This is a genomic window from Mycobacterium sp. PS03-16 (assembly GCF_004570325.1).
In the GTDB taxonomy this organism is placed as follows: domain Bacteria; phylum Actinomycetota; class Actinomycetes; order Mycobacteriales; family Mycobacteriaceae; genus Mycobacterium.
Map to the genome: position 1 here is coordinate 113,730 of NZ_SPQO01000007.1, position 18,831 is coordinate 132,560.

Sequence of the window (18,831 nt, forward strand, 5' to 3'; positions counted from 1 at the left end):
TTGATGGCGCACGCCGCGGCGGAATTTTCCGGGGACGACTTTTGTCAGTGACTGACTGAAATGTGCGGTTCGGCTCCCGAACGGGCCCTCGGCCGCCATGATGGGCCTGATTGACGCACGAGTAAGGGGGTACTCACGGCTCGTCGGGATGGCTACGAGGGGGACTCGTGAACATCGGTAGGGCGACCCTGGTGGTCGCCGCGACCGCGATGGCGGTCAGTGGCTGCGGCTACCGGATCGGCGGGTATCAGGCGGCGTCCGCACCGGCCGCCGAGGCCGCCCCTGCGACGGCGGTGGTGTCGGTGCGCAGCGCTCCGGCGGTGCTGCCGTCGAACCACCAGCACGAGGCCCATCCCACGCCGCTGGCCATCCCCCCGAACGCCCAGGGCGATCCCGCGTGCCCGTCGTCGCAGGCCTGGGGCCGCCACCCGGACGGCCGCGGTGTGCTGGTCACGTTCTGGGCCGATGAGTTCACCGCGGTCACCGTATTGGTGCGTGCGGAGACCGGGATCGACGTCACCGAGCGCGCGGTGCTCGACCGCGGCGAGATCCACCTGTTCGACTTCCCCAACACCGATCCCGCCGCCGTGCGCGAGGTGCTGATCATGACCAACAGCCAGCGATGCTTCGCGGTGGCCGATCCGGCCACGTTCAAATAGCCCGCCGCTGCCCGACCGTCGCGCGAGCCCGCGCCTGGGCGATCAGCTCGACCACGGCCCCGATGTGGGGTTCGCGCACGATCGAGTGATGGTCGCAGTCCTGCCGCTCGATCGTCAGCTCGCCGGTCAGGACCCGGCGCCACAACCGGGGGTCGTCCTCGTTGAGATGGCTCATCACCACCAGTGCCCGACCCGCCCACGGCTGCGGCCGGTGCCGCATCCCGGTGATCACGCCGACCTCCTCGACGGCGTCGACCTGGCGCTGGCGACCGCCGAACAGCAGACCGGCCAGGGGTAGCCGTCGCTGATGCGCCCACCACGAGCGCACATCGGTCGGCACGGTCTGCTCGAGGGTCAGCCTGGCGTCGGGCACATCGCGCCGGGCCTCGTGGACCGCCGCCGGGGACAGCCACGGGTCGAGCATCACCAACAGCTCGACAGACTCCCCCGCGGCCTCCAGCGCGCGAGCGGCATCGAGCGCGATGTGCGCGCCCAGGGAATGGCCGACGAGTACGTAAGGACCGTGCGGCTGGATGCGACGCAGGTCGGTGACGTGGCGCCGGGCGGCGCCGCGCACCGAGAGGTCGGGCAGCGCCCGCTTCTCCAGGCCCTTCGGTTCGAACGCGTAGACCGCGGTGCCGGCGCCCACCCGGTCGGCCAGCGGGACGAAACACAGGGACGAAGCCCCGGCGCCGGTGAAGCAGAACAGCGTGGTGCCGGTCGAGGCGGAGGCGGGTCGCAGCGCGACCGTGGTGCGGCTCAGCCGAGTTCCCTCTGGCACCGCGCCGGTGTGTTGGGCGGCCGCCTTCCGTGCGAACTGCGCGACGCTGGGTGCGCTCGCGAGATCGGAGGGCTGCAGGACGACGCCGTGGCCGCGGCACAACCGCGACAGCATCACCGTCACGGTCAGTGAGTCACCGCCCAGCGCGTAGAACGATTCGTCGCGTCCCACCGCATCGGTGTGCAGCACCTCCGCCCACAATCCGGCGATCCGGTTCTCCCACTCCCCCCGCGGTTGCTGCCCGGCACCGCGCCGAGGGGCGGGCAATGCCATCCGGTCGATCTTGCCGCGGTCGGTGCGCGGCAGCGCGGCCATCACCTCGAGATGGGCGGGCACCATCCACGGGGGCACGTCACGGTGCAGGCGCGTGCGCAGATCGGCGACCGAGGGGGTCCGCACCGTGGTGCTGGGTGCGACGTAGGCGGCCAGTGCGGCCGGGCTCGCGGGATGCGTGACCACCGCGGCCTCGCGGACGTCGTCGTAGCGCAGCAGCGCCGCCTCGATCTCCGCCGGCTCCACCAGGTAGCCGCGGATCTTGACGGCTGCGTCCGCGCGGCCGCGCATGACCAGGATGCCGTCGTCCCACCGGCCGACCTCTCCGCCGCGGTAGGTGCGGCTTCCGTCCGCGTTGCGGACGAAGGTGGCCGCGGCCGCCTGCCCGTCGAGGTAACCGAGGCCGATGTGGTGCGAGGTGATCGAGATGGCGCCGTCGGCGTCGACCTCGACCCGCTTGTGCGGGGTGGGGATTCCGGCCGGCAGCGCGCCCTCGGGCAGCGGAGCGGTGGGTGCGACGTCGTGGCTGGCGATCCCGCAGACCTCCGTGGAACCCAGCCAGTTGGTGAAGACGGCGTTCGGTGCGAACGCGCGCGCCAACCGCACGTGCCGGGCGTGCGCGGGTTCACCGGTGGTGACGATCCGCTCGACGGTCGGCACGGTGGCCCCACGCGCCGCGGTGTGCAAGGCGTCGACGAAGGCCGGGGTCGCCGCGATGACCTGCGCGCCCGATGCGCGGATCTGATCGAACGCCTCGACGGCGGAGGTGACGCGCGGGTCGACCGCGATGACCTCGGCGCCGCCCATCAGCGCTCCGAGCAGGACGTTGAGGCCGGCGGCGAAGCTGACGGGCATACCCAGCGCGACCGTGCGCCCGTCGGCCATGCCGAACCGCCGCTGCAGCAGTTGCGCGTCGGCCAGCCAGAGCCCGTTGGGGTGCAGCACCGCCTTCGGCATGCCGGTGGAGCCGGAGGTGAACTGGATGCTCGTCACGTCGTCGGGTGCGCCGCCTGCGGCCGGCGCACCGGTCACGACACCGGTGGGCAGGTCTGCAGGAACCCGGGCGGTGTCCACGGAATATCCCGCCGCTTCGAGGATTCCGCTCATCCGGCGCACCCGGTTGGCCGGCAGCGCGGGATCGACGGCCACCAGCACGGTCCGCGAGGCGAACAGTGCCAGGATGGTCGCCGCCGTGGCGGGGGTCAGGCTCGCCGACAGCAGCGCCGCCCGGCGCCGCCCCGGCTCGGGCGGGGTTTCGGTCAGTGCGTGGACAGCGGCGAGGAGCTGTGCGTAGGTGGCCGACCGGGTCGCCGTGCGGATCGCGATCGAGTCCGGCCGACGCCGGGCGGTCGCCTCGACGTGGGCGATCACCGATCGGTATTCGAGCGGGCTTTCGTCGGGATTCAACAGACCTCGATCCGGTGGTGGCAGCACACGTCGACGCCTGGGTCGCGTGGCGTTTGCTTGTTCTCCATGTCGATGCACCACCCGACGGCGGCGGCGAGTGGTCCAACCACGATCAACGTAGGTTAGCCTAACTGAACACCGTGTGATATTCCTGTAGGGAACGTCCGCCGGGCCACCACCGTCGACCCGGCACCATGTGCACGAATGCCGTTGACCGCCAACAGTCATCGAACGGAGGAACGTCGTGGGTGGCTCGGACGCACGCGGCCTGACCGTCCTGCTCCCGCAACACCGCCGGGGTGACGCTCCTCACGCCACGCAGCTGGCCCTGCGCACCGATCCACCGGCCCCACACCACCTTCGGGCCGCAAACTTTTGCTGCGTCGCCACCGGCACGGCCGGAGGCGATCGCTGATGCTGGCCTTCATCACCACGCTGCGCCACCCTCGCAATTCCGCGGACTACGGTCGCGTCGAAGCGCTGCTGGCCGACACACTGGCGTCGATCACCCGGCAGACGTGTGACCACTACGCCGTGCTGATCGTGGGCAACCGGCGGCCGTCGTTCGCGCTGCCCGACCGGGCGCACTTCGTCGAGGTGGACTTCCCCCCGCCCACCGCCCACCGCGGGCCGCAAACGGGGATGGCGCCATTCGTGTGGGACAAGGGCACCAAGGTCGGCGTCGGCCTGGTGGCGGCGCGGGTCCTCGGCGCCCGCTACGCGATGCTGGTCGACGCTGACGACTTCGTGCACCGGGAGCTCGCGGCGTTCGCGCGCGCGCATCCCGCCAGCCCCGGGTGGGTGGTCAAGCGCGGGTTCATGTACTCGCGGGCCCGCAACGCCTACGCGCCGCGCTTCCGCCTGTTCCGGATCTGCGGCACCTCGTTCATCCTCCCGCTCGACGCGTACGAGGTACCCGCGGACCTCGCGGTCACCGCGTCACAGCACCAGATCGCCGACGCGTTCGGGGACAAACTCGAGCGTGTCCTGGCCGATCACCGGCACGCGCTGGAGTGGTGGAAGGACCGCGGGCGTGTCCTACGGCCCCTGCCGTTCGCCGGATCGGTGTACCAGGTCGACACCGGCGAAAACCACAGCGGCAACTTCCTGCTGGGTCCGGGTATGCCATACCGATCGCACCTGGCGCGGGATTTCGGCATCCGCTCGTCGAAGAAGCCCGCGTCCACGGTGTGGTCGTCGGTGGGGCCTGCGGCGCTCAAGCCGGACATGCGGTTACCCCGGCCGGGGTTCCTGCGCCCGAAGACCAGCTTCCTGGACGGTTATCAGCCGCCCGCCGAGGACCGCGAGAGCGCGTAGTCCCCGGCGGGGCGTCGAGTCAGTTGGTGGCCGGCTCGTAGCCGCAGATCGCCTCGACCTTGTCGGCGGACTTGCTGGCGGGGTCGAACTCGTAGCCGAGCCACTCGCGGGCCAGCCGGCGCGCCAGCTCCAGGCCGACGACACGTTGACCGAAGCACAGCACCTGCGCGTCGTTCGACAGCACCGACCGCTCGACGGAGAAGCTGTCGTGCGCGGTCACCGCGCGGATGCCGGGCACCTTGTTGGCGGCGATCGCCACCCCGAGACCGGTGCCGCAGACCAGCAGCGCGCGGTCGGCCTTGCCCTCGGCAACCAGCCGGGCCGCGGCCACCGCGATGTGCGGGTAGGCGGTGTCCTCGTCGGTGCCGACACCTACATCGGTGACCTCGGCGACGCGCGAGTCGGCCTTGAGATCCCCCTTGAGCGCTTCCTTGTATTCGTAACCGGCGTCGTCGGAGCCGACGACGATGCGAAGACTCGAGGTCATGTCGCGTTGTTTCCTTCCGCGGTGGTGGTGAGGTGCTGGGCGGCGACGCGGGCGCACATCGCCAGCGAGGTCGCACCGGCATCGGGGGTGCCGACGCTGCGTTCGGCCAGGGGCCGGGCCCGGCCCACCTTGGGGCGCAGGTGTGCGGTCGCCTCGGCGGCCTCGGTGGCCGTCTGCGCGGCCGCCGGCCACGCCTGCTGCCACGGTTCCCCGTCCCCGACCCGCCGTTCGAGTTCCTCCACGAACGGGAGCAGCGCGTCGAGCATGGTCTTGTCGCCGGGTGCGGCCCCGCCCAACTGAATCAGCGCGTTGTAGCCGTCGCGTATTCCCGCCGCGACGGTCGCCGAGTCGGGTTTCCCGGTGTCGCCGAGGCGGGCGCCCAGCGCGCCGAGCATCGCGCCCCACAGCACCCCGGAGGTGCCGCCGGCCTTGGCCGCCCACTCTTTACCGGCGGCGGCCAGCACCGAACCCTGCCCCCCGCCGTCGGCGACGGCGCGGGCGGCCGCGTCGCGTGCGGCCGACGACCCCTTGACCATGCCGCGGCCGTGGTCGCCGTCGCCGGCGACCGCGTCGATGCGGCCGAGTTCGTCCTCGGCCTCGGCGAGCATGGCCGCCATCGCGTCGAAGATCCGCGACACGAGCTCGCCGCCCCGGCGGCCTGCGTCGTCGGCGAGCTCGCGCAGCGCGGGTGCGGCCGCGGCCGCGCCGGCGGCCGCACCGGTGCGGCGTGCCGATGAAGTGTCCTGTGTCGCAGCACCTTTGCGGTAGGCCGGAGTGTCGGCGGGGGCGGTCCAGTACCGCTCGAGTTCCTCGTCGAGCCACATGACGGTCAGCGAGCAGCCGGCCATGTCGAGGCTGGTGACCAGTTCGCCGACCTCGGGTTCGATGATCTCGTAGCCGCGCTCGCGCAGCAGCCGGGCCACCTCACCCCACACGACGAACAGTTCCTCGTACTTGGTGCGGCCGAGTCCGTTGAGGATCACCGCGATCCGCGTCGAGGACGCCTCCGCGGGTTTGTCGGCGAGCACGCCGTCGACCAGCGTGCCGGCCAGGCCGGCGGCGGTCGGCATCGGTTCCTCGGCCACACCCGGCTCGCCGTGGATGCCGAGCCCGACGCCCATCTGCCCGTCCGGCACGGTGAACAGCGGATGATCGGCGCCAGGCAGCGTGCATCCGTCGAACGCGACACCGAGCGTGCGCGTGGCCGCGTTCGACGCCTGCGCCACACGTTCGACCCCGTCGAGGTCGAGGCCCTCTTCGGCGGCGGCGCTCGCGCATTTGAACACCGTGAAGTCACCGGCGATCCCGCGCCGCTTGGCTTCTTCCCCGGCCGGCGCGCTGGCGATGTCATCGGTGACCGCGAAGTACCGCGCGTCGATGCCCTCGTTGCGCAGTTGCGTCACGGCCAGGCCGAAGTTCATCACGTCACCGGCGTAGTTGCCGGTGGTGAGCAGCACCCCGGCGTCGCCGTGTGCGGCGCGGGCCACCGAGGCCGCCTCCTCGGCCGACGGCGAGGTGAACACGTTGCCGACCACCGCGCCGTCGGCGAATCCCACGCCGACGGTGCCGCAGAACGCCGGGTAGTGCCCGGACCCGCCGCCGATCACCACGGCCACCTTGCCGGGCCGGGTCTCCTGTGCGCGCACCACACCGCCGGGCACCCCGGCGACGTACCGCGCGTTCGCGTCGAGAAAGCCGGCGAGCATGTCCTCGGTGAAGCGGGCGGGGTCGTTGTAGAGCTTGGTCATCGCAGCCGCGCTCCGGTGTCGGCGTCGAACAGGTAGACCCGCTCCGGCGGCGCCGTCACCACCACCTTCTGCTCCGGTTCGTACCTCTGCGCGGCAGGCGTCTGCACCACGATGCCCTCCTCCATGCCTGACACCGTACTTGTGGTCAGACCGAACTCGAGGAGGTGTTCGAAGTACGCCACGGTCGCGGTGATGCCCTGTCCGGGGTCGGTGGTGATCGCGCAGTCCTGCGGCCGCACACCCACCGTGACCTGGGTCTCATCGGCGACGTCGGTGACGACGGTGTGCAGTGCGCCGTTGCCGTCGCCGATCCGAACGCTGACCTTGCCGTCGCGCACCGTCGTGGTGCCGCGCAGCACGTTGATCTGCGGTTCGCCGACGAACTGCGCGACGAACAGGTTGGCCGGATCGTCGAAGACCTCGTCGGGCGTGCCGAACTGCTGCACGACACCGGCATCCATCACGGCCAGCCGGTCGGCCAGCGAGAGCGCCTCCACCTGGTCGTGGGTGACCACGATCGTGGTGTAGCCGAATTCGCGTTGCAGCACTTTGAGTTCCCGGCGCACGCGCTGGCGTGCGGAGGCGTCGAGGTGGCTGAGCGGTTCGTCGAGCAATAGCACCGGTGGGTTGCGCACCAGCGCCCGCGCGAGCGCCACCCGCTGCTTCTGACCGCTGGACAGCCCGGCCGGCCGGAGGTGCATGAGCTCGTCCATCTCGAGGCGGCGGCTGATCGAATCGACCATCTGCTCAGCACCTTTGACCTTGCGCGCCTTGAGCCCGTAGAGCAGGTTCTCGCGCACCGACAGCGGCGGATAGAGCGCATAGCTTTCGAAGCCGACCCCGATGCCCCGCTTGGCCGCGGGCAGCTGGGAGATCTCCCGCTCCCCGATCCTGATCGAGCCGCTGGTGACGGTCTCCAGGCCGGCGATCATCCGCAGCGTGGTGGTCTTGCCGCATCCGGACGGGCCCAGCAGTGCGACCAGTTCGCCCGGTTCGATGGCCAGGTCGATGCCCTTGACCGCGGTGACGCTCTCGCGCCCACGGGAGGCGTAGGTCTTGACCAGGTTCTCCAGGGTGAGGCTCTGGGCCGTCGCGGTCTTGGCTGCCTCGGTCGTCACGGTCACTGCGCTGCCTCCAGTGTCTTGTCGGCGCCCAGTCGCGCCGTGTCGCCGTCGCCGGTGGCGAAGACGTGCACATCGGTGTCGGCGACCCGCATGGTCACGTTGTCGCCCTCGCCGACCCCGTGCCGCCCCGAGGTGAGCACGATCAGCTGAGTGCCCCCGCAGTCGACGGTCAGCTCGATGTTGCGGCCCAGCCGCTCGGCGAGCAGGACCCGTCCGCGCAGCGAGCCCTCCCCTTCGGTGACGTGAATGTCGCTGGGGCGCAGACCGACCCGGACCCGGTCACCGCGGTCGACCTCGGCGTCGGCCGGGATGGGCACCTCGATCGACCCGTCACCGAGGCGGATCCGCCCGTCGTCGACCACGCCGTCGAGCAGGTTGATCTCGGGCTGGCCGAGCGCCTTGGCGACGAACGTGTCCGCGGGGCGGCGCCAGATCTGTTCGGGTGTGCCGATCTGCACCAGCCGGCCCTCCCGCATCACCGCGATCCGGTCCCCCAGCGCCAGCGCCTCCTGGTAGTCGTGGGTGACGTAGAGCGTGGTGGTGTCCGACATCGCGCCGAATTGTTTGAGCTCGGCGCGCATCGCGGCGCGCAGTTTGGCGTCGAGATGGCTCAGCGGCTCGTCGAGCAGGTAGATGTCGGCCGGCCGCACGAGCACCCGGCCCAGCGCCACGCGCTGGCGCTGCCCGTTGGACAGCTCCCGCGGGAAGCGCTTGAGCAGGTGGTTGATCCCCAGTGTGGAGGTCACCTGATCGATGCGCTCGGTGCGCTGGGCCTCGGTGTAGCGCCCGGTGCGGCCGGACTTCAGCGGTGAGGCCAGGTTCTCGCTGACGGTCTTCTGGGGGTAGAGCGCGTAGCTCTCGAACGCCATCGCCACGTTGCGGTGGTAGGGCTCGACGCGGGTGACGTCGCGGCCCCCGATGTGCACGGTGCCGCCGTCGATGTCGACCAGTCCGGCGATCGATTTGAGCGTCGTGGTCTTTCCGGCGCCGCTCGGGCCGAGGATGACGAAGAACTCGCCGTTGGCGATGTCGACCGACACACCGTCGACCGCTCGGATCATCCTGTCGTTCTTGCCGTAATGCTTGCGCAACTCGTTGATCGATACCGTGGCCATCAGGCTTTCACCGCCCCGAACGACAGGCCCCGTACCAGGTAGCGCTGAATGGTCAGCGCCAGGATCAGGGGCGGGAGTGCCGCGATGAGTGCCGCCGCGGCCGTGAGGTTGTAGTAGGCCTGACCGCCGCCGCCGAGGAACTTGGTGATCGCCACGGTGACGGTGCCGGCATTGGTGTCGGCCAGGATGAGCGGGAACACGTAGTTGTTCCACGCGAAGATGAACGCCAGCAGCGCCGCGGCGGCGATCCCCGGCCGCACGATCGGCAGCGCGACCATGACGAACGCCCGCTTGCGGGTGTAGCCGTCGAGCAGCGCGGCCTGTTCCAGATCCTCGGGCAGGTCCTGGAAGTAGGACCGCAGGATCCAGACCACCAGCGGCATCGTCACCAGCTGCAGCACCCAGATCATGCCGACCTTGGTGTCGAACAGCCCGATCTGGTTGTAGATCACGAACAGCGGCACGATGACCATGAGCTCCGGGGCGAATCGGAACGACAGCATCTGGAACATCAGGTCGTTGCTGCCGCGGTACTGCCAGCGGCCGGCCGCATAGGCGGCGGGGATGCCGATCACCAGCGAGACGATCACCGCGCCACCGCAGTTGATCAGGCTGGTCAGCAGCGACGTCTTGAAATCGACGCTGGTCATCTGGGTGCCCTTGTCGGACAGCACGGTGGCGAAGTTCGACCACGTCGGGCTGAACGAGAAGTACGTGGTGGTCTGCTGTTCAGCGTTCTTCAGGGCCAGCATCAGCATCCAGAAGATCGGGAACAGCGAGAACAGGAACCAGAACACCAGTCCGACGTCAGCGGCGACCGATCCGATCGACAGCCGCTTCTGCCCGGGCATCAGCTCGGTTCTGCGCATGATGGCCATGGTCTACGACTCCGCTCCGGCAGCGCGACGCTGCGCCTTGCCCAACACGCTCACCAGGTAGCGCGCGGTGATGAACACGATGATCCACAGCAGCAGCATGTAGGTGCTGCCGCGGGAGTAGTTGAGGTTGATGATCGAATCCTCGAACGCCCCGATCTGCAGTGTGCGGGTGGCGATTCCGGGCCCACCAGCGGTCAGCACGTAAATGTGGTCGAACACCTTGAGGTTGTCCATGAACCGGAAGATGACCGCGACCAGGATGTAGGGCCACAGCATCGGCAGCATCAGCTTGCGGAACATGTAGAACCAGCTGGCCCCGTCGACCGCCGAGGCCTCGAACGGCTCCTTGGGCAGTGACCGGATCCCGGCCAGCACCAGGATCGCCACGAACGGCGTGAAGATCCACAGGTCGACCAGCATCACCGAAAGCAGAGCGTTGTCCGCCGACAGCCAGTCGAACGTGTTGCCCAGTCCCAGAACGTGGTTGAGGATGCCGAACTGCGGGTTGAACATCAGTTTCCAGATCACACCGGCGATCACCGGCGCGATCATCAGGGGCAGGATCAGCACCTTCTCGAACAACGAGCCGATCAGCGAGGACCGGTTGAGCAGCAGCGCCAGTCCCACCCCCAGCACCGTCTCGACCGCGGTGGCCACGATCGCGAAGATGCCGGTGACCTTCACGCTCTCCCAGAAGATCTGGTCACCCAGCACCGACCGGAAGTTCTCGAACCAGATGAAGTGCGGGTCGGGATTGACCGCCGCGTAGTTGAGGAAGGCGTAGTACGCGCCGACGAAGAACGGGTACAGGATCCCGATGACGATCACCAGTGCGGGGATCGACAACAGGTAGGGCCGCAGCCGGCGCCGCCAGCCCGGCACCTCCGGGAGCGCGCCGCCCGGCGCCCGGGACGGCTGCTCGGGCGACGTCTCCGGCGCCTTGGGGGTCTGAGTGGTCATGGATTGCCCTGCTCTTTCATGGGACACGGCTCCTAGAGGTTGACCTTGGAGGTGTTGGTCTTGGCCAGGCTGCGCAGTCGTGACGCGGCGTCGTCCCCGCCGTAGATGTCCTGCAGCGCGACGGCCCAGTTCTGCGTGGTGTCGAAGAACGCCTTCTGCGGCGTGAACTGGATCTTCGACTCACCGATCACGGTCTCGAACGCCTCCAGGTAGCCGAACTGGTCGGCGGCGACCCGCTTGAACGTGGTGTCGAACACCGACTTGCGGACCGGGTCGGCGTACTTGCCGGCCTCGACGGCCTTGTTCATCGACTCCTTGCCGGTGGCCCATTGGATGAACAACCACGCGGGCAGCTTGTTGCGGGAGTTCGCGCTCATCGCCCAACTCCACGTCCACAGGTTGGTCTTGTAGTTCCCGTCCGGACCGGCGGGCCCGGCGTACCAGCCGAGGTTGCCGGCCTCCTTGCTCGCCCCCGGCTTGTTCTTCGGGTATGTGGCGCTGTCGGCGTCGAACACCATCATCGCCTTCCCGTCACCGAGATCACCTGTGGCATTGGGATAGTCGTACGTGGTCCACGACGTCGGGCCGGCCTCGTGCTGCATCGCGATCCACTTCTCGGTGAACTCGATGGCCTTGTCGCTGGCCATCTCGGCCACCAGTTCGCGCCCGTCGAAGGTGTAGTCGACCGCACCCTGGCGGCTGTACTGCGTCATGAAGCCCGGATGGATGGTCGCCCACGACTTGGACCCGCGCGTCGAGATGCCGTACTGGTTGTTGGCGCGGTCGGTCAGGTCGACGGCGAGCTGGATGAAGTCGTCGAGGTTGTCGGGCAGCCTGGTGATGCCCTTCTCGTCGAACACCCGCTTGTTGTAGGCCACCACGTTGTTCTCGAAGCCCCACGGGATCGCCCACTGGCCGCCGGTGCCCAGCGGGTTGCCCAGCGTGAAATCCCAGCGCGTCGAGGTGCGCAGACCCTCGAAGATGTCCTCGAAGTCGTATTCGGCACTGGTGGCCGAGGTGTTCTGCAGCCAGGGCCCCAGATCCTCGATCCAGCCGGGCGGCCCGTACTGCCAGATGAAGTACGCCCCGAGCATGAACGCGTCGTGCTTGCCGGAGCCGCCGGCCAGCTCGGTGTTGAGCTTGGTGAAGTAGTCCGCCTCCGGCACCAGGTCGACGTTGACGGTGATGCCGGTCAGCTCGGTGAACTCCTTGAGCAGCGGCTGGTAGGACAGCTGGTAGGGGTGCGGGGTCTGCAGGATGTTGATGGTCGACCCCTCGGCCTTGCGCCAGTCGAAGCCACCACTCACCTCCGAGGCACCGTTGGGGGCGCTGGCTTTTCCGCCGACGCCGCACGCCGAGAGCACCGGTACGCCCGCAGCGGCAATGCCCATGGCGGCCAGCATGTTTCGCCGCGAGAGTTGCGGTCCCGTGAAGCGGTTCATGTCTTCGATGCCTCTCACGCCGGGATCAGCGAGACCTTGACCGACTCCTTACCGCTGGCCACGAGGTCCAGCCCCTTCTGGAAGTCGGTGAGCGGCAGCTGATGGGTGCAGATGTCGTCCATCGGCAGCACCCCGGACTCGATCATCTTGATCGCCGCCGGCCAGCAGTACGGCCCGAGGTGCGCGCCGAGGACGTCGAGTTCCTTGTCATCGCTGATGATGCTCCAGTCCACGGTGACGTCGCTGCCGAAGACGCCGTACTCGACGTAGCGGCCCAGCTTGCGCAGCAGGTTCAGGCCCTGGGGCACCGCGGAGGTGTGCCCGGTGCCCTCGAGGTAGACGTCGGCGCCGTAGCCGTCGGTGAGTTCTCGCACGATCGACACCGCGTCCTGTTCGGCGATGTTGATCGTGATGTCGGCGCCGCACCGGCCGGCGAGTTCGAGCTTCTCGGGCGCCATGTCGAGTGCGATGACGTGCATGGGGTTCTTGGCCCGCGCGCCGGCGACCATGCCGAGACCGATCGGGCCGCAGCCCGCCACCACCACGGTGTCCTCGAACGTGATCTGCGCGCGCTCGACCGCGTGCAGCGAGCACGACAGCGGTTCGGCGAAGGCAGCGTGCTGCGGTTTGATGTCGCGGGAAACTTTGTGCACCAGTGCTTCCGCCGGGTACACCATGTAGCTGGCCATGGCGCCCGGGGTCCGGCGCTTGAAGCCGTACAGATCGTGCGGCTGACACATGTGGTACTGGCCGCGTTTGCAGAACCGGCACTCCCAGCACGGCACGATCTGCTCGGAGACCACCCGGTCGCCGACCGCGATACCCCACCGCTGCGCGGCTTCGTCATCGAGTTCGACGACGGTACCGGCGAATTCGTGGCCGGGGATCACCATTGTCTCCGCCCAGGCCGGGCGGTTCTCGTCGCCCCAGAACTTGGCCGCGCCGTGGTAGCACTTCAGGTCGCTGGCACAGATGCCGACCGCCTCCACCCGGATCAACGCCTCGCCGGGGCCGCGCTGCGGCACCGCGATCTCCTCGAGCCGGTAGTCGTGCGGTCCGTGGCAGACCACGGCCTGCATCTTCTCCGGAATGTGATCGGTCATCGGCAGCTCCTTCGGGTGTGGCTGCGCTCACATTAACCAACCCATGCACATATGTCCAGAACATCTGTTCAGCGAGAATCTGTTCAGGAACATGTGTTCAATGCCATACTCGACAGCGTGCCTCGGTCCGCACAGACATCTCCCCCGGCCGGCGTGGACAGCCCCGTCTCGGACGGCGCCGACGTCTCAGCCGGCCACTTCCCGGCTTCGCTGCTCTACGCCGCGGCGAAGCTCTACTACACCGAGGACGCCACCCAGGCCGAGGTCGCCAGCCAGCTGGGCACCAGCCGCGCCACCGTCAGCCGCCTGCTCGCCGAGGCCAAGCGGCGCGGCATCGTGCGCATCGAGGTGGTGCCCCCGGCCGAGGTGGCGACCGGGGATTTGGCCGACCGGGTGGCCCGGGCGCTGTCGCTGACCACGGTCTTCCTCAGCCATCCGCTGCCCAGTCCCGGCCCGGGCCGCGGCATCGTCGACGTGATGGGGGCCGCGCTCGCGCCCGCCGTCGGCCGCGCGCTGTCGGGTGCGGGCCTGCTACCGGGTGACGTCTTGCTGGTCTCGTCCGGCCGCACCGTGTACGAGGTGGCGCAGTACGACCTGGTGCCGCTGCCCGGCGTGCTGGTCGCCCCGACCGTCGGGGGCAACGACCAGCCCGAGGAGTGGTACCAGACCAACGAGATCACCCGCCGCGTCGCCAACCGCGTCAACGGCAGGCCGAACTATCTGTTCGCTCCCGCCCTGCCCGGCCCCGACCTGTATCCGTCGCTGCTCAACGATCCGAGCATCCAGCGGGTGCTGCACCTGTGGCCGCACGCGCGGTGCGCGCTGATGGGCGTCGGAGCACCGCCGCTGTCGCGGTCGGACATCCCGCAGTTCGTGCCCACGGGGTCGAGCGCGCTGCGCGCCGCCGTCGGCGACGTCTGTTCGCGGTTCTACGACAGCGACGGCCACGAGGTCGAATTCGAGGGCAGTGACCGGTTGATCGCGGTCGCGCTCGAGGCGCTCCGGCACGTGCCGGTGACCATCGCGGTCGCGGTCGGCGCCGACAAGGTGGCCTCGATCATCGCCGGCGCGCGCGGCGGCTACTTCAACCAGCTCGTCACCGACCCGTCCACCGCGGCGGCGATCCTCGACGCCGTCGACCACGCCGACGCCTGAGACGCCCACGGCGAGACCGACCGCAGGCGCGCTACTCCGGATCGGCCGCCGACAGCCGGTGCACCTGCGCGCGGGTGGCCGGGTAGAGCTCGCACCAGGTGGCGTAGAGGTCGTCGTAGAGTCCGCGGTGGCGCGGATCGGGCTCCACCTCGTAGGCGATCTCGGTCCAGTCGGTGTCGGGCGGGACGACGCCGGTGCCGATGGCCGCCAACAGGGCGTCGCCGTAGCTGGCGCCGATGGCCTGGCGCGGCACCAGCTGCGGGCGGCCGGTGATGTCGCTGACCGCCTGTACCCACACCGGGCTGCGCAGCCCGCCGCCGACGGCGACGGTGCGGATGCCCGAGTGCGCGTCGTCGAACCGTTCCAGGATCTGCCGGATGCCGAACGAGATGCCCTCGTAGGCCGCACGGAACAGATGCCCCCGGCCGTGGCGCAGCGTCAGCCCGGCCACCACGCCGCGGGCCCGGGGGTCGAACACCGGCGTCCGTTCCCCGGCCAGGTAGGGCAGCATGAGCAACCCTTCGCTTCCGGGCGGCACCGCGGCGGCCTCGGCGGTGAGCTCCTCGAACGAGGCCCCTCCGGTCGTGGCCTGCAGCCAGCCGATCAGGCTGCCCGCGGTGGAGGTGCCCGCGGCCAGGGCGAGGCTGCCGTGCTCGACGCCGGTGGTGGTCCACAGCGTGGGGTCGCTGAAGTACTCGTCGATCACCTGGACCAGGAACATCGTCGAGCCGTACATCAACATCTGATCGCCGGGCCGGCGTACCCCCGCCGAGAATGCCTCCGAATAGGCATCCACCGTGCCGGCCGACACCGGGGTGCCGGCCGGGACACCCGTCGCGGCGGCCGCGGCAGCGGTCACGGTGCCCACGACGTCGCTCGGCCACACCAGCCGCGGCAGCGGCAGATGCCCGCAGATGCGGCGGGCCCAATCGTGGTTCCAGTCGAAGGCGCGGGTCGCGTAGAGCGGATCGCACTGACTGGCCGTGTGGTGGTCGATGACGTACTCGCCGGTGAGCTTCGCCGCGATGTAGGAGTTCGAGCCGTACCAGCCGGTGGCGCGGTCGAACACCTTCGGTTCGTGCCGGCGTACCCACTCCAGCTTGGGCCCGACCGCCTGGCTCGACAGCAGCGTGCCGGCCCGCTCGAGAATCGCAGCCTCGCCGAATTCCTCGGTCAAAGAGGCGATCTCGGCGGTCGCACGGGTGTCCACACCGTAGAGGATCGCGGGGCGCAACGGCGTGAGCTGGTCGTCGCACAGCACCAGGCAGGGTCCGACGCCGCTGACACACATCCCGGCGACCGCGCCGCCGCGGGGCACCTGGGCCGTCAGCGCGGTGCTGATCTGGCAGACCTCACGCCACCACAGCGCCTCCGCGTCGGCCTCGGCCCAGCCCGGCCGGGGCAGGCTCATCGCATGCGCGATGGTCTCCGACGCGATGACCGATCCCGATGCGTCGACCAGGACGCCTTTGGTACTTCCCGTCCCGATGTCGATCCCCAGCAGCAGATCCACGCGCGACACCCTACGTCCCTCGCGGCTCAGTGCATCCTCGAGGGAAACGGGTCGGCGGAGAAGTCGATCTGCGCGGCGGGATTGCTCACCGCGGTCACCATGCCGGTGCCGAAGGCGCCGGCGCTGTCGAACAGCGTCGCCGTGCCCACCGAGACGCCGTCGGCCACCCGGTGCGAATCGGCCTGCAGGCCGATCCACTCATCGCGCGGAAGGCGCACCAGCGCGACCGTGAGGTCGCCGTTGATGTAGCCGACGCCCGCGGTGCCCAGGTTGGTCACCAGGCTGGTGCCCTCCGCGGCCATCGCAGCCCGCACGAACGGGGTGTTGTCCGTCCCCTCGACCACGTCGATCAACCGGCTCATCGACCGCTTCCTCGCGTCGTTCTGGTGCTCGGCGATCGACGTCGTCCACCCGGTGCCGTCGCTGCCCAGGTAGATCGCGCGGTCCGGGTCGAGCGCGGCGGGCGGGGAGAAGGCGTCGTCGCCCACCCATTCGCGACCACGCGGCGCCTCGGACCGGCGGTACTGCACCATGGTCGCGCGCGCGACCGTCACCCCGGCCTGGACGACTTCGCATTCCGCGTTGCGGACCCGCCTGCCGTCGCGCACGAGATTGGTCTTGACCGTGGTCGGCACCCCGCGCGCGGCCTTGAACAGATCCACCGTGAACCGGGCGGGCAGGAAGTCGGCGTCCCCGTACTCGCCCTCGAGCACCCGCGCGGCCAACCCGACGACGGCCGGGCCGTTGAGGTGGTCCTCACCCCAGTGGCTCTGCGCGAACCGGGTGGGCTGGTAGTCCCCGTCGTCGGTCTGGACGAAGTGGGCGCGGCGGTCGGTCATCCGCGCATCGTCGCACAGGCCGAGAGGACCACGCTGCGACGACCACGCCATCATGACCTCTATGTGACGGCCGCCCCGCGACGGTTCGACCCGCCGCGGGCGGGTAGCCGATGATCATGACCGCTTCCCAGAACACCACGCCTCTGCGTGCCGTCGCCCTGATCTGCACCCTCAAGGCCAGCCCCGCCGAGTCGAGCAGCGACGTGATCGCCGAACAGCTGCTCGCCCACATGCGCTCGGCCGGGGTGGAGTGCGAGACGGTCCGCTGCGTCGACTACGACATCAAACCGGGCACCGACGCCGATATGGGCGACGGCGACGAATGGCCGGCGATCCTGCAGAAGATCGTCGCGGCCGACATCCTGGTGGTGTCCACCCCGACGTGGGTCGGGCACATGTCCAGCGTCGCCCAGCGGGTCCTCGAGCGCCTCGACGCCGAGCTGTCCGAGACCGACGACGCGGGCCGCCCGCGGCAGGTCGGCAAAGTTGCGCTCGCCGCGGTGGTCGGCAACGAGGACGGCGCGCACAAGATCGAGGCCGATCTGTTCCAGGCGCTCAACGACATCGGCTTCAGCATCGCCGCACAGGGCTGCACCTACTGGAACGACGAGGCGATGGGCGGCCGCGACTTCAAGGACCTCGACGAGACCCCGGAAGCCGTCGCGAGCACCACCGGCAACGCCGCCCGCAACGCGGTGCACCTCGCCCGGGTCCTGCGTGAACGCCCCTATCCCGCGTACTCCTGATCACCCGCTCTCAGCGGATCGGCAGTCCCGTCAGCGCCCGCCCGATGACCAGGCGCTGGATCTCGCTGGTGCCCTCGAAGATCGTGAAGATCTTCGCGTCCCGGTGCATCCGTTCGACCGGATAGTCGCGGGTGTAGCCGTTGCCGCCGAGAATCTGGATGGCCTCGTCGGTCACGTAGACGGCGGTCTCACTGGCGTGCAGTTTGGCCATCGACCCCTCGGCCGCGGTGAACGGTTTGTTGTTGCGGTGCATCCAGCCGGCCCGCCACACCAGCATCCGGGAGGCGTCGACGCGGGCCTTCATATCGGCGAGCTTGAACGCCACCGCCTGGAACTCGCCGATCTTGCGGCCGAACTGCTCGCGCTGGCAGGCGTAGTCGAGGGCGTACTCGTAGGCGGCCCGGGCCACGCCGAGCGCCATGGCCCCGACGAACGGGCGGGTGCGTTCGAAGGTCGCCATCGCGGCCTGGCTGGAGGTGCGCTGTCCCTCGCGGGCGCGGGCCACGCGCTGTTCGAACTTCTCCCGGCCACCGAGGAGGAGGTCGCCGGGGATGCGCGCGTTGTCGAGCACCACCTCGGCGGTGTGTGACGCCCGGATGCCGTGCTTCTTGAACTTCTGCCCCTGCGACAGTCCCCGCGTCCCCGGCGGGACGATGAAGCTGGCCTGGCCGCGGGTGCCGAGGTCCGGGTACACCGACGCCACGACGACGTGCACGTTGGCGATCCCGCCGTTGGTCGCCCACGTCTTGGTGCCGTTGAGCACCCATTCGTCGGCCGCCTCGTCGTACACCGCCCGGGTGCGCACCGCACCGACGTCGGATCCGGCGCCGGGCTCCGAGGAACAGAAGGCGGCGACCTTCGTGTCTCCGGGAGTGCCGAACATCGCAGGCAGCCAGTCACCGATCTGCTGCGGCGTCCCGTTGGACGCCAGCGCCGCCGCGGCCAGCCCGGTGGCCAGGATCGACAGCGCGATGCCGGCGTCGCCCCAGAACATCTCCTCGAACACGGTGAGCAGCCCCAGACCGCTGGACTCGCCGGCCATCTGCGCGAACAGCTCAGGGGTGTACAGGCCGACCTTGGCCGCCTCCTCGATGATCGGCCAGGGCGTCTCCTCCCGCTCGTCCCACTCGGCCGCGGCGGGCCGGATGACGTCGCGGGCGAATTCGTGCACCCAGTCCCGCACGGAGACGACGTCGTCGGGCAGTTCCAGGGAGAACGTGGGCTCCATCGCGAGTCTCCTGTCGTGGGCGCGGCTTTCGCTGCCATGGTGTCATGGCCGCTGGT

At 69.7% G+C, this 18,831-nt stretch carries 16 protein-coding genes; 4 read left to right on the top strand and 12 right to left on the bottom strand.

Going from position 1 to position 18,831, the window contains the following annotated elements; all coding sequences use genetic code 11:
• The first annotated feature begins 167 nt into the window (after positions 1 to 167).
• Complete coding sequence (locus E4P42_RS08465; RefSeq protein WP_135124987.1) at positions 168 to 659, top strand: hypothetical protein; 492 nt, start codon at positions 168 to 170, stop codon at positions 657 to 659.
• Here the strand turns inward: E4P42_RS08465 and E4P42_RS08470 are convergent.
• Entirely contained in the window at positions 652 to 3,120 is a 2,469-nt protein-coding gene (locus E4P42_RS08470) for an alpha/beta fold hydrolase (protein WP_167759405.1), read from the bottom strand. The two genes, E4P42_RS08465 and E4P42_RS08470, sit on opposite strands and share 8 nt — an antisense overlap.
• A 414-nt stretch (positions 3,121 to 3,534) precedes the next feature.
• Between E4P42_RS08470 and E4P42_RS08475 the strand changes: the two genes are divergently transcribed.
• Positions 3,535 to 4,437, top strand: coding sequence for a glycosyltransferase family 2 protein (locus E4P42_RS08475; protein WP_245233943.1), 903 nt, complete (start codon positions 3,535 to 3,537; stop codon positions 4,435 to 4,437).
• Between the two features lie 19 nt (positions 4,438 to 4,456).
• Here E4P42_RS08475 and E4P42_RS08480 read toward each other — a convergent pair whose 3' ends face one another.
• Genes E4P42_RS08480 through eltD form a run of 8 tightly spaced genes read right to left on the bottom strand, consistent with a single transcriptional unit; the run spans position 4,457 to position 13,294 of the window.
• Positions 4,457 to 4,924 (bottom strand): ribose-5-phosphate isomerase, encoded by a 468-nt coding sequence (locus tag E4P42_RS08480; RefSeq protein WP_135124991.1) that lies wholly within the window; start codon positions 4,922 to 4,924, stop codon positions 4,457 to 4,459.
• The gene (derK, locus tag E4P42_RS08485) at positions 4,921 to 6,672 is read right to left on the bottom strand and encodes a D-erythrulose 4-kinase (protein WP_135124993.1); all 1,752 of its coding nucleotides are present in this window, start codon (positions 6,670 to 6,672) and stop codon (positions 4,921 to 4,923) included. Before derK ends, E4P42_RS08480 begins: the two co-directional genes overlap by 4 nt.
• Positions 6,669 to 7,796 (bottom strand): ABC transporter ATP-binding protein, encoded by a 1,128-nt coding sequence (locus E4P42_RS08490; RefSeq protein WP_135124995.1) that lies wholly within the window; start codon positions 7,794 to 7,796, stop codon positions 6,669 to 6,671. Before E4P42_RS08490 ends, derK begins: the two co-directional genes overlap by 4 nt.
• Positions 7,793 to 8,911, bottom strand: a complete 1,119-nt coding sequence (locus tag E4P42_RS08495) for an ABC transporter ATP-binding protein (protein ID WP_135125021.1) — start codon at positions 8,909 to 8,911, stop codon at positions 7,793 to 7,795. The genes E4P42_RS08490 and E4P42_RS08495 overlap by 4 nt, the downstream gene beginning before the upstream one ends.
• Complete coding sequence (locus E4P42_RS08500; protein ID WP_167759406.1) at positions 8,911 to 9,789, bottom strand: carbohydrate ABC transporter permease; 879 nt, start codon at positions 9,787 to 9,789, stop codon at positions 8,911 to 8,913. The genes E4P42_RS08495 and E4P42_RS08500 overlap by 1 nt, the downstream gene beginning before the upstream one ends.
• 3 nt (positions 9,790 to 9,792) lie before the next feature.
• A complete protein-coding gene (locus E4P42_RS08505) occupies positions 9,793 to 10,749 on the bottom strand; it encodes a carbohydrate ABC transporter permease (RefSeq protein WP_135125034.1) in 957 nt (318 codons plus the stop codon).
• 32 nt (positions 10,750 to 10,781) lie between these two features.
• Complete coding sequence (locus tag E4P42_RS08510; RefSeq protein ID WP_167759413.1) at positions 10,782 to 12,152, bottom strand: extracellular solute-binding protein; 1,371 nt, start codon at positions 12,150 to 12,152, stop codon at positions 10,782 to 10,784.
• A 53-nt stretch (positions 12,153 to 12,205) separates the two neighbouring features.
• Positions 12,206 to 13,294: an erythritol/L-threitol dehyrogenase gene (gene eltD, locus E4P42_RS08515; protein WP_135125036.1), complete on the bottom strand. Its 1,089-nt coding sequence runs from the start codon at positions 13,292 to 13,294 to the stop codon at positions 12,206 to 12,208.
• Between the two features lie 117 nt (positions 13,295 to 13,411).
• Here eltD and E4P42_RS08520 point away from each other — a divergent pair, with 117 nt between their 5' ends.
• Positions 13,412 to 14,449: a sugar-binding transcriptional regulator gene (locus tag E4P42_RS08520; protein ID WP_135125039.1), complete on the top strand. Its 1,038-nt coding sequence runs from the start codon at positions 13,412 to 13,414 to the stop codon at positions 14,447 to 14,449.
• A gap of 31 nt (positions 14,450 to 14,480) precedes the next feature.
• Here the strand turns inward: E4P42_RS08520 and E4P42_RS08525 are convergent, their stop codons facing one another.
• Both E4P42_RS08525 and E4P42_RS08530 read right to left on the bottom strand, forming a co-directional pair.
• Positions 14,481 to 15,962, bottom strand: a complete 1,482-nt coding sequence (locus E4P42_RS08525) for an FGGY-family carbohydrate kinase (protein WP_135125042.1) — start codon at positions 15,960 to 15,962, stop codon at positions 14,481 to 14,483.
• Between the two features lie 26 nt (positions 15,963 to 15,988).
• Complete coding sequence (locus E4P42_RS08530) at positions 15,989 to 16,801, bottom strand: acyl-CoA thioesterase domain-containing protein (RefSeq protein WP_135125045.1); 813 nt, start codon at positions 16,799 to 16,801, stop codon at positions 15,989 to 15,991.
• Between the two features lie 116 nt (positions 16,802 to 16,917).
• Here E4P42_RS08530 and E4P42_RS08535 point away from each other — a divergent pair, with 116 nt between their 5' ends.
• Positions 16,918 to 17,547, top strand: coding sequence for a flavodoxin family protein (locus E4P42_RS08535; RefSeq protein ID WP_135125049.1), 630 nt, complete (start codon positions 16,918 to 16,920; stop codon positions 17,545 to 17,547).
• A 10-nt stretch (positions 17,548 to 17,557) separates the two neighbouring features.
• Here E4P42_RS08535 and E4P42_RS08540 read toward each other — a convergent pair whose 3' ends face one another.
• Complete coding sequence (locus E4P42_RS08540; protein ID WP_135125052.1) at positions 17,558 to 18,775, bottom strand: acyl-CoA dehydrogenase family protein; 1,218 nt, start codon at positions 18,773 to 18,775, stop codon at positions 17,558 to 17,560.
• Between the last annotated feature and the right edge of the window lie 56 nt (positions 18,776 to 18,831).

Bases quoted from the DNA above. Each gene is read 5' to 3' on its own strand.
- E4P42_RS08495 (WP_135125021.1), bottom strand. From the start codon at position 8,911: ATGGCCACGGTATCGATCAACGAGTTGCGCAAGCATTACGGCAAGAAC.
- eltD (WP_135125036.1), bottom strand. From the start codon at position 13,294: ATGACCGATCACATTCCGGAGAAGATGCAGGCCGTGGTCTGCCACGGA.
- E4P42_RS08505 (WP_135125034.1), bottom strand. From the start codon at position 10,749: ATGACCACTCAGACCCCCAAGGCGCCGGAGACGTCGCCCGAGCAGCCG.
- E4P42_RS08530 (WP_135125045.1), bottom strand. From the start codon at position 16,801: ATGACCGACCGCCGCGCCCACTTCGTCCAGACCGACGACGGGGACTAC.
- E4P42_RS08535 (WP_135125049.1), top strand. From the start codon at position 16,918: ATGACCGCTTCCCAGAACACCACGCCTCTGCGTGCCGTCGCCCTGATC.
- E4P42_RS08540 (WP_135125052.1), bottom strand. From the start codon at position 18,775: ATGGAGCCCACGTTCTCCCTGGAACTGCCCGACGACGTCGTCTCCGTG.
- E4P42_RS08480 (WP_135124991.1), bottom strand. From the start codon at position 4,924: ATGACCTCGAGTCTTCGCATCGTCGTCGGCTCCGACGACGCCGGTTAC.
- E4P42_RS08475 (WP_245233943.1), top strand. From the start codon at position 3,535: ATGCTGGCCTTCATCACCACGCTGCGCCACCCTCGCAATTCCGCGGAC.
- E4P42_RS08500 (WP_167759406.1), bottom strand. From the start codon at position 9,789: ATGGCCATCATGCGCAGAACCGAGCTGATGCCCGGGCAGAAGCGGCTG.
- E4P42_RS08510 (WP_167759413.1), bottom strand. From the start codon at position 12,152: ATGCTGGCCGCCATGGGCATTGCCGCTGCGGGCGTACCGGTGCTCTCG.
- derK (WP_135124993.1), bottom strand. From the start codon at position 6,672: ATGACCAAGCTCTACAACGACCCCGCCCGCTTCACCGAGGACATGCTC.